At 57.2% G+C, this 16,570-nt stretch carries 11 protein-coding genes and 1 riboswitch; of the genes, 6 read left to right on the plus strand and 5 right to left on the minus strand.

The genetic code is table 11. The features are described from left to right. Positions 1–246 precede the first annotated feature (246 nt). Positions 247–879, minus strand: coding sequence for a LysE family translocator (locus HDE79_RS21545; protein ID WP_184605251.1), 633 nt, complete (start codon positions 877–879; stop codon positions 247–249). Between the two features lie 19 nt (positions 880–898). Next, positions 899–981, minus strand: a riboswitch (ZMP/ZTP riboswitch). Positions 982–1,291: 310 nt separating this feature from the next. Between HDE79_RS21545 and HDE79_RS21550 the strand changes: the two genes are divergently transcribed. Beyond that, positions 1,292–1,945, plus strand: a complete 654-nt coding sequence (locus HDE79_RS21550; protein ID WP_184605253.1) for a response regulator transcription factor — start codon at positions 1,292–1,294, stop codon at positions 1,943–1,945. Here HDE79_RS21550 and HDE79_RS21555 read toward each other — a convergent pair. Next, the gene (locus HDE79_RS21555; RefSeq protein ID WP_184605255.1) at positions 1,940–4,567 is read right to left on the minus strand and encodes a PAS-domain containing protein; all 2,628 of its coding nucleotides are present in this window, start codon (positions 4,565–4,567) and stop codon (positions 1,940–1,942) included. The genes HDE79_RS21550 and HDE79_RS21555 overlap by 6 nt on opposite strands. A 217-nt stretch (positions 4,568–4,784) precedes the next feature. Between HDE79_RS21555 and HDE79_RS21560 the strand changes: the two genes are divergently transcribed. The 3 genes from HDE79_RS21560 to HDE79_RS21570 all read left to right on the plus strand — a co-directional run bounded on the left by HDE79_RS21560 (position 4,785) and on the right by HDE79_RS21570 (position 8,796). Further along, positions 4,785–6,170 carry a porin gene (locus HDE79_RS21560; RefSeq protein ID WP_184605256.1) on the plus strand — a complete coding sequence of 462 codons (1,386 nt, stop codon included), beginning with the start codon at positions 4,785–4,787 and terminating at the stop codon, positions 6,168–6,170. Positions 6,171–6,252: 82 nt separating this feature from the next. After that, positions 6,253–7,521, plus strand: coding sequence for an MFS transporter (locus HDE79_RS21565; RefSeq protein ID WP_184605258.1), 1,269 nt, complete (start codon positions 6,253–6,255; stop codon positions 7,519–7,521). Positions 7,522–7,869: 348 nt separating this feature from the next. Then, entirely contained in the window at positions 7,870–8,796 is a 927-nt protein-coding gene (locus tag HDE79_RS21570; protein ID WP_184605260.1) for a retropepsin-like aspartic protease, read from the plus strand. Between the two features lie 146 nt (positions 8,797–8,942). Here the strand turns inward: HDE79_RS21570 and HDE79_RS21575 are convergent, their stop codons facing one another. Then, positions 8,943–9,314, minus strand: coding sequence for a hypothetical protein (locus HDE79_RS21575; RefSeq protein WP_184605261.1), 372 nt, complete (start codon positions 9,312–9,314; stop codon positions 8,943–8,945). Positions 9,315–9,737: 423 nt separating this feature from the next. Here HDE79_RS21575 and HDE79_RS21580 point away from each other — a divergent pair, with 423 nt between their 5' ends. Together HDE79_RS21580 and HDE79_RS21585 are read left to right on the plus strand one after the other, a co-directional pair. After that, positions 9,738–10,163: a host attachment family protein gene (locus HDE79_RS21580; protein ID WP_343206018.1), complete on the plus strand. Its 426-nt coding sequence runs from the start codon at positions 9,738–9,740 to the stop codon at positions 10,161–10,163. 162 nt (positions 10,164–10,325) lie between these two features. Next, positions 10,326–12,263: a PAS domain-containing sensor histidine kinase gene (locus tag HDE79_RS21585; protein ID WP_184605263.1), complete on the plus strand. Its 1,938-nt coding sequence runs from the start codon at positions 10,326–10,328 to the stop codon at positions 12,261–12,263. A 181-nt stretch (positions 12,264–12,444) separates the two neighbouring features. Here the strand turns inward: HDE79_RS21585 and HDE79_RS21590 are convergent, their stop codons facing one another. Both HDE79_RS21590 and HDE79_RS21595 read right to left on the minus strand, forming a co-directional pair. Beyond that, the gene (locus HDE79_RS21590; RefSeq protein ID WP_184605264.1) at positions 12,445–13,431 is read right to left on the minus strand and encodes an SGNH/GDSL hydrolase family protein; all 987 of its coding nucleotides are present in this window, start codon (positions 13,429–13,431) and stop codon (positions 12,445–12,447) included. Between the two features lie 639 nt (positions 13,432–14,070). Continuing rightward, positions 14,071–15,774, minus strand: coding sequence for a twin-arginine translocation signal domain-containing protein (locus tag HDE79_RS21595; RefSeq protein WP_184605266.1), 1,704 nt, complete (start codon positions 15,772–15,774; stop codon positions 14,071–14,073). Positions 15,775–16,570: the final 796 nt, after the last annotated feature.

Below are 16,570 nucleotides of genomic sequence, written 5' to 3' on the forward strand. Positions count from 1 at the left end.
GATGGCGTCAAGACGGGTCGACTGCTCGAAACCGTCAGTGGGGGCCTGTCGGCCGAACTCCGTCATGGTTGGACGGCCAGCCTCGACGGTACCTACGCCCACGCCAGCCACGAAAACGATCGCGGCGTAAAAGCCCAGGTCGCGTTGGCGTTCTGATCGAAGATCGGCCGGCCGATTCCCAGCCTACTGCACGTCAGTAGTGCCCTCGCTTTCGGCAAGGGCACGAAGTCCACACCCAGAAAATGCTCAGCGCCTGGCTTGTGTGGCCATGCGTGCGGCTAAACCGACCAGCACGGTACCCATCAGCCAGCGTTGCACTAATAACCAGCCAGAACGGTGCGCGAAGAACGCGGCGATAGAACCGGCTGTCAGGGCTATCAAGGCATTCGTGGCTACGCTGATCCCGATCTGCACAAATCCGAGAGTGAGCGATTGCATCAGAACGCCGCCTTGGCCCGGGCTGATGAATTGGGGTAGCAGCGACAGATACAGAACCGCGATCTTGGGGTTCAACAGATTGGTAAGAAAGCCCATGGCAAACAGCTTGCTAGGTCGATCCAGCGGCAAGTCACGCACCTGGAAGGGCGAGTGCCCACCCGGCCTGACTGCTTGCCATGCAAGGTACAGAAGATACGCGGCACCGCCCAGTCTCAGTGCGTCATAAGCGTAAGGCACCGTCAGCAGCAAGGCGGTCACGCCAAACGCCGCGCATAGCATGTAGAACACAAAACCCAGAGCGACACCACCGAGGGAAATCAGGCCCGCCGCGGGACCTTGGGAGATTGATCGAGAGATCAGATAGAGCATGTTGGGCCCTGGCGTCAGCGCCAAGCCAAAGGCGACCAGAGCAAAAGCAAACACATTAGACCAGACAGGCATGGGCACATCCTCTTGTTGGCGGAAGTGCCCAGGCGCGCGGCATAGGTAGACTCGCATTTCACGACGGTAATCCGTCTCGAGGCGCCAGTAGTGCGAGTGGCGGTGAACATGACATACCGTCTCTTGGGTAGTCAAGACCGCGCTTTGAAACGGCGGTCGCACCCTTTGTGGAATCGATCTATGCCAGGCGCTCCAACTGCACTATGCCGTTCAATCAGATCGCACTGTGCGATCTCGGGTGCGTCCAGACTCAGATGCCGATAATCGACGATAAATGCCGCAGTGAAGTGAGCGTGTCATTGTCTTGATGCCCACGAAGCCTGCTCTCTGCACGAAACAGGGGAGGGAGCAGACATCTTGCCGCTGCTTGCTCTGCCAGCTAGTGTCGCTGCATTGCCAATGACGTGAGCGCATGAGCGACACACCTACCACTATCCTCGTCGCCGACGATCATCCGATGTTTCGCTCGGCGGTCGTGCACGCGTTGCACGCCGCCATGGACGGATGCAGCGTATTGGAGGCTTCCAGTCAGAGCACGCTCGAATCCTGCCTCGCCATAACGCCGGAGATCGATCTCGTGCTGCTGGACTTGACGATGCCCGGCGCCATCGGCTTTTCATCGCTGCTGTGGCTGCGTGCCGAGCGATCGGATTTGCCGGTGATCGTGATTTCTTCCTACGACCGGCCGCGTACTGTACGTCGCGCGCAGCAGTTCGGCGCGGCGGGCTTCGTGCCCAAGGCCGCGCCGGTGGAGGATCTGAACAAGGCTGTGCAGTGCGTGCTCGAGGGCGGACTGTGGTTCGAATCGACGCGCGCGGAGCGTAGCGAGCAGGATGCGGCGCTGGCAGCACGCTTTGCCAAGCTTACGCCGCAGCAATTTCGCGTACTGATGCTGATCGCGGAAGGGCTGCTCAACAAGCAGATCGCCGATCGGCTTGGTCTGGCCGAAAACACCGTGAAGATTCATGTGACAGCCGTGCTATCCAAGCTCGAATGCCGTTCACGTACGCAGGCGGCAGTGCTGGTGAAGTCGCTCGATCTGGAAGAGGGCGACGACGCCTCATGATGCGCGCGCCGGTTCGGTAAGCAGCAACTGCGTCATCATGGCGCGCAGGCGTGCCGGCGACAGCGGCAGATTCGTGGTGTGCACACCGGCTTGCAGCAGCGCATTCCGAAGCCCAGCTTCATCCTTGCCGAGAAAAGCGATAATCGGCGGCCTGTGACCGTCCTGCTCAAGCTGCAGCAACGCGAGGATGGGTTCCCATTGTCCATCCACCAGGATCAGATCCGGTGCAGCCAAGGATTCTGCCGTTGCCAGGGCTTCGTCGGCTTTCGTCCATTCCGACACTTTGCATTCCCAGCTTTGCAATAGCGCCGCTGCTTTCTGTCGCAAGTGAGCATTTTCCTGGATAAGCCAGATAGTGCGGTTTTTCAGCAGCGAATCGTCGCTGCCGTCATCGTGATCCGTGGGCGTTGCGAGCGCTGGCTGCGCAAGTTCGACCGAAATGCCGAACATGCTGCCTTGGCCCGGCCATGAACGGACCTGCAGCGTATGGCCGAGCAGATTCGCAATGCGTTCGACGATGGAAAGCCCCAAGCCTGCGCTGCGCTCATCCGCGTCGACGGTCGTATCGAGGCGCCGGAATTCCTGGAAAATGATGTCACGCCGATCTTCCGGTATGCCGATGCCGGTATCCCATACTTCGATGCGAAGCGTGCTTCCGTTGCGACGACAGCCGAGCAGGATGCGTCCATGCGGCGTGTAATGCAGCGCATTGGAGAGGAAATTTTGCACGGTCCGTTGCAACAGCACGGGATTGCTGCGTATCCATGCCGAGGTGTTGACGAACGACAGGCGCAATCCCTTGGCCTGCGTCAGGATGCCGAACTGGCCAGCCAGCTCCTGCAGCAGCGGCGATAACGCGAACGTTTTGAGATCCGGCGTGATGGCGCCCGCATCCAGCCGGGCAAGGTCGAGCATGCTCGTCAGCTGACTGTCCAGCGCCTGAAGCGAACGCTCGATGCGTTCCACCATCGCCGTCTCCGTGTCTGTTTTTTTCAACGAGCCGGCAAACAGTCTCGCGGCGTTCAACGGCTGTAGCAGATCGTGTACGGCAGCTGCGACATAACGGGTCTTGTTGCGGTTGGCCCGTTCGGCCTCCGCCTTGGCGGAGCGCAGATCCTGCGTGCTTTCCTCAATGCGGTGTTCGAGTGTATTGGTCAGCGTACGCAGTTCCCGCGCGGCTTCTCTATAGAGCGCGATGTCCGCATAGCTGGTGACGAAGCCGCCACCGGGCAGCGGCCTGCCGCGTATCTCCAGCAGACTGCCATCGGGGCGTTCGCGTTCGACCATATGCGGGCTGCCACGACGTAAATAATTCAAGCGACGCTGGATAGTTTCTTCCAGGTCGCCGGGCCCGAGCAGGCCGCGTTTGGCGTTGTAACGGAACAGTTCTTCCACCGGCTGGCCGGGCTTCAGCAGCGTCTCCGGATAACCGAGCAACTCGGTGTACCGAGCATTCCACGCAACGAGGCGAAGTTGCGCATCGATCACGCTGACGCCTTGCGGCAGGCGATCCAACATTTCAGGATGGCCAGCCATGGCTTGCAGCGCGGCATGCACCAGGCTGTCTTCCTCTGAGCGCAAGGCGCTGGCGTAATGCGAAATCAACCGCTCCAGATCGTGCCGACTGCGTTTATGCAACTGTGCCGTGCGTACACGTTGCTGCACAAACAGAGCAAGCAGGATAAGCAAGAGCCAGATGCTCAGCGTGAAAAATCCAGCGCGATAGGCAGCAGTCGTCGCAGGGTGCGCATCGCGCAGCAGGTGCAGCGTCCATTGTTGTGTCGGAAGCTGCATGGACTGCCAGACCACTTCATGCGGCATACCGGGACGATCGACCTGCACTAACCGCCCATTCGATCCGAGCTCGCTTGATAGACGAACCGCCGTAGGTGGCAACAGGTTGTTGCCGTATTGGCGGGTTTGCGCGAGCGTCGCTCTGGCGCTCGGATCGAGTGGCTGCAGCGGACGATATATCCATGCCCTCTGATTGCTGAGAAAGACGACGCCGTGCACATCGCTCAACAGCACAGTGTCGCCGCTGCTCACCCATTCCTGTTCCAGCGTATCGAGTGGAATCTTGATCACGATGACACCGACGCGTTGCCCTCGGTCGTCGCTCAGGGCTTCGGCAATGAAATACCCGGGCAGGTTGGTGGAGATACCGATGCCATAGAACGTGCCCCGGCCTTGCTGCATCGCTTCCTGGAAATAGGGGCGAAACGTGTAATCGAGGCCCACGTTGCTGGAAGGTGTATCCCAGTTGCTTGCCGCAATGGCGACGCCTCGGCGATCGATCAGCGTCAGTGTGGAGACGTGCGTGGCGCCGTTAGCCTGCGTCAGCTTTCGATTGAGCACGGCGATGTCTGCCGTGGAAGCAGGAGATGACAGGGCGTGACGCAATTCGGGATCGAGCGCCAGCACCGTAGGCAGCACGCGATAGCGATCCACCAGGCGTTGCAGAGCGAGGGCGCGGATCTGCAACTGATCCAAGGCCTGCACGGAAAGCTGCTCCAGCGCGCGTTGCCTCGCGTACCAAGCCGCCACCCAGGTGGTGGCAGCGATGGCGGCGACTAGCGCGGCGAGCAGTCCGATTTTGAGTGCTTTGGGGTGATGCCCAGGCATAGAAGTTCAACGTCGCCGGTCGCATGCATGAGCACATGCTAAGGCAGAAACCCCGCGCGTGCGGCGTCTAGCCGGAAAGTATTAGTCCCATGGTGTTATTCATCGCGATGCCAGTCAGCGGCATGCTGCGCCCCGGGGACAACCAAGAACACGTTGATGAATAGCGCGCCGATACTCGTGACCGTCGGCACCCGTCGTAGCCTGGGGAGAGTTCGATATGCAGAGAGCACGGTACAAAATCAATACATTGGCGTTTGCCCTGATGCTGGCATGCGCGCCGGCATGGGCCGCTACCGAATCCGGCACGCCGGACAGTCTGACGATGGACGGCATCACGCTGTACGGCACCATCGATATCGGAGTGGCCTATCAGAGCCATGGCAGTTCGTTCAGCGATGCCGCCGCCACTAACGTCAACAACTTCCTGATCAAGGCCAGCAACAAACCCAACACGTCGCTGGCTTCCAATGGCATGAGCATTTCCACCGTCGGCATCAAGGGTCGCGAGCCTTTGGGGGCAGGATGGTGGGGGGTGTTCCAATTGGACACCGGCTTTCTGCCTGCGTCGGGTACGCTGATCGACGGCCCGCGCTCGCTGGCCGTAAACAATGGCGTCCCCCTGGCGCAGCAGAAGTCATGGGGCGATTCGACGCGTGCGGGCCAGACGCTCAACGGCAGGGCGTTCCTTGGTGTCGAGTCGCCTGGCTACGGCACGCTCACCTTCGGTCGCCAGAGTACGCTGCTCAACGATGAGGTGTGCAAATACGATCCGTTGAGCTGTTCGCTGGCGTTTTCGTACGTCGGTTTCTTCGGCGCCACCGCCGGCACTGGCGATACCGAGGACCGTTTGCTCGACGGCACGCTGAAATACACGCTCTCGGAAGGGATGTTTCACGGCGGCGCGATGTATCAGTTCGGCAACGCCAGAGAGTTGTCCAGCTCCAGAGGTACCGCTTATCAGGTGGATATGGGGCTAGCGCAGGGGCCCTGGTCAGTCGATGCTGTGTTGGCGCACAAGAACGATGCCATTTCGGTGAGCACGCCATTGACTGCTGCGCAGGTTGAAGCGCTGACCACGCCGGGTTCGTCCACTTATGGTCTGCCAGTCGACCAGACGGTGCCAGGTACCGTATCGGACAATACGTCTTATACCTTCCTGGGCGAATACGATGCGGGCAGGGCGAAGTTCTTCGGCGCCTACGAGCACATTCGCTATGTCAATCCGTCCACGCCGCTACCGATCGGCAGTCAGACGATCGGCGGCTATTTCATCGTCACCAATAACGATGCGTTTCCGCGCCAAAAAATACTTAAGATCGCATGGGTGGGCATGCGCTACGCACTGACGCCTTCGCTCGATCTGTTCGGTGCGTATTACCGCGCCATGCAGAGCAGCTACGCGAAAGTCTCATGTTCGGATAGCAGCTCAGCGCAGTGCAGCGGGCATTACAACGCCTTGTCGCTGGTACTCGATCAACACTTTGGCAAGCACTTCGACGTGTACGGCGGCGTGCAATGGTCCAGGGTTTATGACGGCATGGGCAGCGGCTATTTGCAAACGGGTTCATTCGATCCGTCGATTGGTGTGCGCATTATTTTCTAATGCCGAACGTTGCCGTGGTGATGGTTTTATTCGGCAGCATTTTGTTCAACAACATTTTGTTTGAAATTAGGCAGGTAGTTCAATGGCTTCTGTACAAGGCACCGATATCGCGCGAGCGCGCAACACCGTCATCGCCGCGTTCCTGGGCTGGACACTGGACGCGTTCGACTTCTTCATTCTGATTTTTACATTTGATGAAGTCGCCAAGACGTTTGGTGTAAGCATCACCAGCATTACGCTGGCGATCACTTTGACGCTTGCCTCGCGTGCGGTGGGCGCCTTCGTGTTCGGCCGCATGGCGGACCGTTATGGCCGCAAACCGACCTTGATGCTGGTGATTGTTCTCTACTCGCTGTTCGAGTTCGTCAGTGGCCTGGCGTGGTCGTACGTGTCGTTCCTGGTGATCCGCACCTTGTTCGGCATCGCGATGGGCGGCGAGTGGGGCGTGGGCAGCTCACTGGTGATGGAGACGATCCCGAGTCGCTGGCGTGGTTGGGTCTCCGGCTTGCTGCAGGCGGGTTATCCGACCGGCTATTTCCTGGCCACACTGTTGTTCGGATTTTTCTATTCGCACCTCGGCTGGCGCGGCATGTTCTTTGTAGGAGCAGCGCCGGCATTGCTGGTGTTCTTCATCAACGCCAAGATCCACGAAAGTCCGGCGTTCGAGGCCATGAAGCAGCGACCCAAGGTTTCGTTGTTGCAGATCGTGAAGGCGAACGCAAAGCTGACGGTCTATGCGATCGCCATGATGACGGCCTTCAATTTCTTCTCGCACGGCACGCAGGACATCTACCCCAAGCTCTTTCTCGGCAAGCAGCTCGGCCTGCCGCACGCGACGCTCACGAATATCGTCTTGGTCTACAACGTCGCGGCGATCCTGGGCGGATTGTTCTTCGGCATGCTGAGCCAGAAGATCGGTCGGCGCCGCGCAATCATGCTGGCCTGTGTGATTGCGTTGCTGGCAGTGTATCCGTGGTCACACAGCAGGGATGTATACATGCTGTGTGCGGCGGCGTTCGTCATGCAGTTCGGCGTGCAGGGTGCATGGGGCGTGGTGCCGGCGCATCTCAATGAACTGTCGCCGGCGGAAATTCGCGGCACGTTCCCGGGCGTCGTTTATCAGCTTGGCAATTTCCTGGCGGCGATCAATCCCGTGCTGCAGGCGGAGATCGCGCAGCGACATGGGCAGGACTATGGTTACGCGTTGTTGGTGGTAGTGACCTCGGTTGCCGTGGCGCTGATTCTCTTGATGGCATTCGGTCCGGAGGCACGAGGTGTGGCTATGGCGAGCGGACGCGTGGATGACTCGTCCTTGCCGAAGGATGCCGCCGCGATCGGGAAATCGTATTGAGCCACTACGCTGTTATTCTGGCGAAACCCGCCATCCGGAAGACTCACGATAACTCTTCTTTATCGTGAGTAATTCAACGGGGCCTGCGGGAGGCGAATCCAAGATTCTGATTCATGACCAAGGGCATCACCCACGAGCAAGTGCTGCTCAGAACCGTGGCGCTTTGCCCATTCGATAAGACAAGCACGACATGGCGACATCGCACGAAGAATTGCAGCAGCATCTGATGTTCCGTCGGAAATTTTGGTGCCGAACCGGTGTGTGCCGGAAGTCAGGGTGACAAATAGCGGTGTCGCAGATGCTTGTTCCAAGCGTAGGCTAGGTGATCGATCTTTGGGGAACGGCCACATGATTTATCCTTCGCGTCCGTTGCTGGCTGTTGCCTTGACGACTGTGCTATTCGCTGCCAACGCAAGTCAGGCAAACGTCACGATTCCCTTCGACTTCTCGAAACACGCCATTGCCTTGAACGTGATGGTCAAGGGAGTGCCGCTCTACGTTCTACTGGATACCGGCGTCGACCCTTCAGTCATCGACATCAAACGCGCCGATGCGCTCGCACTGCCGGTGGATCGCAAGACAAGTGGGCAGGCTGACGGTGAGGGTACGGGCAAGACGACTGTATTCCCGGCAACGATCAAGGACCTCGAGATCGGTGGTCACGCCTTCGGTGACGTGGAGACGCTGGCTGCGGACATGGGAACGCTTTCGAAAACCTATGGACGCACTGTCGATGCAGTCCTGGGTTACAGCTTCCTGAAGGACAAGGTTGTGCTGATCGACTATCCGGCGAGCACCGTCACGGTCTTCTCCGGCGCGAAGGAGGCCGAAACATTCGTCCGGCAGTGCAAAAAGCATTACGGCACGCCGCTACATTCATTTGCCGATGAGCAGATACCGGTGATTCCGGACTTCCATCTTGGCGATGCAAAGGTGCCAATTACGCTGGACACCGGCTCCAACCGAGGCATCGCGCTGTATCAAGCGGCGTTGAATGTGAAAGGCGTACGTAGCGCGCTGAAAGTCACGGGCAAGGCCCAAGGTGCTGGTGCGCGTGGCACTTTCACCAGTGATACCGCCACCTTGAACGTCCCGGTCGGCCTGGGACCCTTCCAGTTGCCGGCTGGCGAGACCGTTGTGATCATGTCGACCAAGGGTTCGACCGACTCGCGCATGGCGAACATTGGCAACATGACGTTCGCAGCAATGAAAGTGAAGCTCTTGCTCGACTACCCGGCAAAGCAGGTTTCTTTCTATGGCGACTGCGCTCCCTAAGCCAACGCCAGCGAACAAAGCTATGGCCTCGCGCCGACCGGTTCATTGTCGTTAGGCGTGGCACCCGGATGTCCCTGCGCTCAGCTGGCTTTATCGCCAACGGGAAGGTCAGTAGATGATTTGTAACATCTCGAGCTCCGACACAATTACTTGCCGCTGGCACCAGGATCGAACGCAGACAACACTGTGGCAACGATCGCGAGCGTATGTGCTCTCATTTGCTTGGGGTTCTTAGCCTCAGGTAATTGAAGGGCCGCTTCGCAAAGCATGCTGGCGATCATCCGGCCAGCTAATTTCGGATCGGGAACCTCAAATCGACCTGCCTTGTGCCGGGCCATCAGAGCAGCAACCATCGCACCGAAGACAGTAGCGTCTTCGATCTCTCTGCAACGCGCTGCGCCCAATACGGCTGGCGCGTCCTCGATGACAAGCCGGCGATAAGATGGTTCGACGCAGACATCCAAGAAAGCGGCGGCAGCCACCCCCAAGCGCATGTCGCTGTTCGCACTTTCAGCCACAGCGGATGCCACCTTGGCGAGCGCCCCGTCCTGGAGGCGATCGAATCTCGTTGAGAGACGGAAAGACCTACGAAGGGCAGGTCTACTGGGACACTCGCGGCGTGGCCGAAAAGGTCGCTCAAGCGGTCAGTGAAGCACAAGCCAAGGTGGCGCAGACAACCGAAAAATCGACTTGAACATGCAAGAGAACAGACGCAGTTGATCATGGTCGATGGGGCTGCGACTGAGGTTTACCGCTTTTTGTGCAAGGGATAGCGAAAGGGCGGCCAAGAGATATTTGGTCTTACCCTCCAGGGGGTATTGAAGCAGCGATAAAGATCGCTCGCGATCAACACCTGTTCAAAGGAATGATTCGTTACCAAAGCTGTCACGCAACGGTAGCTAAGGTCACGAGAGCGGTGCAACGCTTTTGGTGCGTTGCCAATGAAGGAGAAGCTGATGCACAAGATTCCCACTGGCACGTGGGTCATCGTCGCCGATGGCACTCATGCACGCTTGTTTCACAATGTCGGCAAAGGAGACGCGCTTCGCCTGATGCAGGAAGACATCATGAAGTTCGAAGTCACGGACGAACAAGGACAAGGTCCCTCGGGCCATCGCCCTCCCGAGGAAAGCCCCGAGCAGAACGATGAGGCAACCTTTGCCAAGCAGCTTGTACATCGCCTCAATGCCGCCGCATTAAAGCAAGAGTTCGAGCATCTGTTCTTGATTGCCGACCCAAAGACGTTGGGCGAGGTCCGGCCGCAGCTACATGCCGAGACAACCAAACGCATCACTGGCGAACTGGCAAAGACACTCACCAACTCGACCTTGGAAGATATCGAGAAAATCCTGAAAGCGAACGAGTAGCCAAGACGCACAGCCGTCACCACCGCCAGCTATGCCTGACGGTAGTGATGGCTGTGGCCAGAGCAGTTATCGCGTATGAGAAATATCCGATCGTCAGCCAGTTCCACATCAGAGTGACTCGGAATTGCGCGGACGCTACCTCCCGAAGCATTGAGTCGACTTATGACCATCACGCTCGAAAGTAACTATCGTCTGCTCGTCGAGTCCATCGTCGATTACGCCATCTACATGCTCGACGCGAGCGGACATGTGGTCAGCTGGAATCTCGGGGCGGAACGTTTCAAAGGCTACAAAGCAGCGGAGATCATTGGTAAGCACTTCGAACGGTTTTACACGGAAGAAGACCGGGCCGCTGGTGTACCGGCCTTGGCTCTCGAACGTGCGTTAGTGGATGGCCGATTTGAAAGCGAAGGATGGCGAGTACGCAAGGATGGATCCCGTTTTTGGGCGCATGTTCTGATCGACCCTATTAAGGACGATGCCGGAAAACTCCTTGGATTCGCCAAAGTCACGCGTGATCTGACCGAGCGGAAGTCAGCGGAGGAAACCCTGCGTGACAATCAGGCGCAATTCAAGATGCTTATTCAAGGCGTGACGGATTACGCGATTTACATGCTTGATACGACGGGTCATGTCTCAAGCTGGAATACGGGGGCTGAACGAATCAAAGGTTACACGCCGGACGAAATCATAGGCGAGCATTTCTCGTGCTTTTACACGGAAGAAGACCGTGGAAATGGTGAGCCGCAAAAAAATCTCCGACTTGCCTCGTCTGAAGGTCGAGTCGAGAGTGAGGGGTGGCGAGTGCGCAAGGACGGTAGCCGGTTCTGGGCGCACGTCCTTGTCGACCGTATTTTAGACGAGCAAGGCAAGCTGGCCGGCTTTGCCAAGGTTACGCGCGACGTCACCGAGCAGCGCAAGGCTGCAGAGGAACTCGATCGTGCTCGTGAAGCCCTGTTTCAGTCCCAAAAGCTCGAGTCCATAGGCCAATTGACCGGCGGCGTTGCCCACGATTTCAACAATCTCCTGATGGCGATTACGGCGAGTCTTGAACTCCTTAGCAGCCGCGTTCCAGATGACCCTAAAATTCATACCCTCATAGGGCATGCCAAGGCCGGCGCACTTCGTGGTGCGGCACTAACCCAGCGCATGCTTTCTTTTGCCAGAAGACAGGAGCTTCGCCCGGTATCAGTGAACCTGATTGAACTCGTGCACGGCATGTCAGACATGCTGCAACGATCCCTGGGTTCCCATATCACCATCACGACTACTTTCCCCTTGGTCCTAAAGCCGGTCTTCGTGGATCACAACCAGCTAGAACTCGCCTTGATGAACCTGCTGGTGAATGCGCGTGACGCTATGCCTGGCGGCGGCCCGATAACGATCTCAGCCCTGCAGGAAACGGTCGATCTAAGCCACTTCACGAAGCTGCCCAGGGGCGAGTTCATCAAACTGATGGTTGCCGACAAGGGGGAGGGCATGGATGAGACAACGTTAGCCCGTGCGACCGAACCTTTCTTCACCACCAAGGGTGTTGGAAAAGGAACGGGGCTCGGCTTATCCATGGTCCATGGACTTGCTGAGCAATCCGGAGGACGTTTGATTGTCCAGAGCAAAAGAGGCGAGGGGACGCAAATTGAAATATGGCTGCCGGTGGCATTAAATTCTGCAACGAAAATTCTTGAAGGAGAGCAGGCGTCTGCTACTACAAATGCGTCGATATCCAGATCACTCGACATCTTGGCCATCGATGACGACACGCTCGTACTTGCGACTATGTGTGCGCAGCTCGAAGAGCTCGGACATCACGTCGCGCAATCAAATTCAGCTGAGCAAGCGCTTAAAACACTTCAGTCAGGACAACATTTCGACTTAGTCATAAGCGATCATGCGATGCCCATGATGACCGGCTCCCAGTTTGCAAAACACGCTAGAACGATTCGTCCCGAGCTGCCAATCATCATTGCCAGCGGCTACGCAGAATTGCCGAGCGATTTTGAATTAGAGTTGCCAAGACTCAAAAAGCCCTATTCGCAGAGGGACCTTGCCTTGGCCATCGGAGACGCGACATCAGCCGTCGGGAAACACGGACGCGTTTAACCAAAAACTTGTTTGCCTATGAGCGTATTCAATTTCGATCATGGGAAATCCTCTTTGTTTATTCCTGGCGATTGAGCGGAGCGCCAGAAATAAACAAAGATTCCCGTCGACATGGACTTGAAGATCACGAAGACGATCCGTCGACTACATCGATGACTCTACAAGCCCAGAGTTTGCGTGATCACTGCGATCCTTTCACCACGAAGTGCGCGTCTTGATTTTGGCGAAGCGCTGCCAACTCGAAATGCTGCTTTATCGCATCCGCCCAGATCTGCGCGATCAGCTTGTACACCTCTTCGGTAGGATGAGCGCCATCGCTGGTCGTTGTGCAGAACGCTGCCAACTGGTTCCTCGGTGGTGCACCGTAGCGGACCTCGATCCCCGTCGGCTGTTTTTCCTGGGTGAGTCCGTAGGAACTCAGGTTCCTACAGACGTGATCCATCGGCGTGTACACGTCGACGATGGCTGCCGGATTCCTGGGGAAATTCGCATTGATCTCTTTGGCAAGTTCATGGCCAAAATTCAAGGACCCTTCCGTAAAGCCAAGCACTTTATCGGTCGCTTCCTGCCCGAGGTAGCGCACCGCGGTTTGAGGATTGGGAAGGTTACCGAACAGGAACGCAGCGTTACTGTCGATCGCGACGATCTGCTGGCAGATCTCGCTCAGCTGGCGCGCGACCGCTTTCATGTCTGCCGGATCACGCCCATTTGTCACCAGGTCGTTCAAGCCGAACCAGATCAGATAGAGCCCAACGCCAGGCGTCGGGTCGTGTGCCTTCAGGTCGTTGCTGTAGCGTTCGAATTGTTCCTTAAAGGTTCCCAGGCCTGCACCCCAACGATCAGACCCTCCCATCGCGCCGCCTTCTGCGTAATTCGCGTAATAAAGTGGATCATCGTCCAATGCCCCGTTGTTGCTGCTTTGGCTCCATTTCAGATGGAAAGCCGCGGCGGCCTCGGACGTCGTCTTGTCGACGCGGATCAGTGGCTGGCCACCAGCCCATTCCCAGATAAAGTCGGTCCAGTTCCGGTTGTCGCTATATCGATTGACCTGGTTGGTACGCATCAATCCAAAGAGCGAAGCGAATTGCCCGGCAACGGTCTTCCGCTTGACGCCGATATCAGAAAGACTGTCTCCGAAGATGATGAGTCTTTTAACCCTGGTGGTCATGGCACGTATCCTTTAGTAATTCATCGTGGTTGAACAAGGCTGAGTAAAGCCCCTCGTGAGAGTTCCAAAGCTTGCCCGCGTCCCTGCGCAAAGCGTCCGTCCATGGCGCGCACTATCGCGGCAGCGTGGCAACGCTCACATCGGGAAATTCCTGATTCGCGTGGTTGCTTTTTCCGAGGAGGTTGGAGGGGTAGACGCAGCGGCACATCCATGAGTTGTGCCGATGGAAGATTGGCTTGGCGTTCGGAGTGGTGTTGGTCTTGTTGGGTACGGGGATGGTTCACCCGTTTAAAAGACACGTGCGGCACGAGCTGGTTGTCAGGCTTGTAGAGCTACTGACCCTCAGTGTGTATTCCTGTGATTGCGCGTGGCGGAGAATAAGCCTGCCAAGGTCACGAAAACGGTCAAGACCACGACACGAAGAAACCTTTGACCATCGATGCCGAGGTGTTCTTCTCGCATCTCCGATGAAAAGGTCAGTATGTGAATGGCATGGTTGAGTGTCCGTCGAGACAAGCCACGATCGACTTCCCCCACAAGGCCGCATACCGGTGTCCGGACATCTGGCTCTCACCAAAAGCCGGACTGGGCAGTTTGGGAAAGTGGGTTATTCGGCACCCTCGTGGCGTATGAAGCAACCTATGACAGGATCAGGTTGAACAACTCCCATCCGCCAACCTGAGTCGCGCCTGCAATCAACGGGCCCTGTCCAGCCTGGGTTGCGGTCACATAGAGTCCATTGGCACGCGCCAGCAGGGCGACCGCACCGCCGGTGTTTGGCTGTACGACGATATGGAAGGTTTCCCACTGTCCGATGGCGGTGCGATTGGCGATCAAGGGTTCCGCGCCGGCGTTTTCGGCTGTGACGTATTTACCGTTGGCGTGAGAGAGCAGGGCGACATCGCCATTCCCGTTACCGACATCGATCAGGTCGAACTGTTCCCACTGTCCGATCGCCGTACGATTGGCAATGAGTGACTGCGCACCGTCATCTTCCGCCGTGACGTACCGATTGTTGATCTGTGCCAACAGGCTTGCGACCGTCGCCACACCCACGTTGCTACCGATCACCGGTGCTGTATGGCGCACAAAGCTCAGCGGTAGATCACCTTTCAGCATGCGGCCACCGTCCGTCGTAAGGCGCATGTAGTAGTCGGACGAGCAGGGCGTGCCGTCTTCATCCAGGGATTGGAAGCCTGAGTTGGCGGGGACATCCGCCTGCGTTGCCGCCGTACTGACGATCTGGTTGCCTTCGTTGAATTCGTCGAACATCGAGATGTAGAAACCCGCGACGCCGATACTGGCCAGATTGTAGAACTGAGCCCACATCATGTTGCCGTGAGCACGCTGCTGTACCGACACATCGCCCGGTAAAATGCACGGTTGATAATCCACGCCGTTCGCATCGCAATCGGCCTTGTCGGCGGCACTGGTCTCCACGGCAAACGCGTTGGCTTGGTCGATCGTGCCGATGGCACCGATCATCCATGGCGAAAGCATATTGAACGAGTGAAATACCGGCAGGAAGTCGGGACGCACGGAACCGCCGGTTCGCCAGTTCGTCGGTACGCCGCCGATGAGATAGACGCCTTGGTTCTGGAACCAAGTGATGACATCAGAGCACGCCGCCGCATCGAAGGGATGGTTGTCATCATCAAAGCCGAATCCCCAGATACAAACCACGGGCTTGCCGTTCTGCATCGCGTAGGCCGACGATGCCGTCAGCGCCGACATCTTCGATGTCCAGTCTTGCTTGATCTGCGTTTGCATGTCGGTCCAGCCTGACACGTCATACATGATGTAAAACTTGCGGTCGTAGGCTTCCGCCGCCGTGCGTACATTGGCAGCGACAGCGTCGCGCGTGGGCCCCTCGCTAGAGTAGGGATTGAAACGTTGCAAGGCGGCGGTGTCGATATTGTTTTCCTGCATCCACCGAAAATGCAGGTTGACCGTGCTTTGGTCGTAGCTGGAGTAAAGGTTGGCGGAACCACCACCGTTGAGCGCGGCGAACCCCGTGGGGTAGCTTTTTGCATACGCGTTCATATCCGGCCACGCCTTGATCCCCGAATTGGAGGGCGAGGGCTCGGCAGACTCGTTCTGCGACCAGTGCCACCAGCAGTCGATCGGTGCGCCGTCGCCAATACACGCAAACCAACCCTGATAACCCACGGTGACTTTGCCGACGACGTCGCCGGGACCGCTGACTGCATTTTTCTTATTCTGATGTGCCGCCGATGCCGACAAGGCTTGCGCTGCGGCGCGTGTGACTGATAACGAGCCGACTGCGCCGAGCGAGGCGGCCAACGCACTACCTTTCAAAAAAGAGCGACGTGAAATACCCATGCTTATCTCCTGTGTGGGGACATGTCAGACGCGGACAATGAGCCGCCATGTAGGGCGGGCTCATTCGTTTTCCAGTCCTGGAAGTGCTGCGTTTTACTGCTTATTCCTCGGGTTTGCGTTTGCTTTCCGGCATCAAAGGGCAAGCGCAACTGTGTGTGGAAGGCATCGCTTCAAGCGATGACTTCCACACAGCGTGCGATGGGATTTGCCGCTAACTGAAGGAGGAATTCCGAGCGCCTCGTATTTGCTGTCAACGCTGACGAGGAGGACGCTCATAGGGATTCCCTTCCGCATGGACGCGAGTATCCACATGAAATGTGCGAACGATGTTGTTACAACGCACATTTCGCCATCAAAGAAGATTTTTTTGATGGACATTGGATGCCTAAAAAATATCGCTCGGTAAAAAAATCACATCAATCGAACCTTATACGGCGCTTTTTTATCTCGCTGCACTGCTCCAGAAAGCAAACCTAGCGAAATAAGGCGGTCGCACTTTGGCCGACATGGGCTGGCGATGGATAAACATGATTCCTGTAAGAAAGCACGCGATGGCTAGCGTTGTCGATATAGTTAAATCGATGATAAATTGAAAAAAATTTAGACGTCTAAATGAGAAATGCATCGCGATATTTGAAGGCTTACACGAAAGTGTGATGGAAAACCTTCTTTTGTGTATTGCGGTGATCGTAAACAGCACGCGACGTCTCCCCGGTATTGAGTAGCACGAGGCTTTAGAGTCCGATCCCATAACGCAAGGAGATCGGACGTGAAGAAGCGTTTTTCAGAAGAACAG

The organism is Rhodanobacter sp. MP1X3, from assembly GCF_014207165.1.
In the GTDB taxonomy this organism is placed as follows: Bacteria; Pseudomonadota; Gammaproteobacteria; order Xanthomonadales; family Rhodanobacteraceae; genus Rhodanobacter.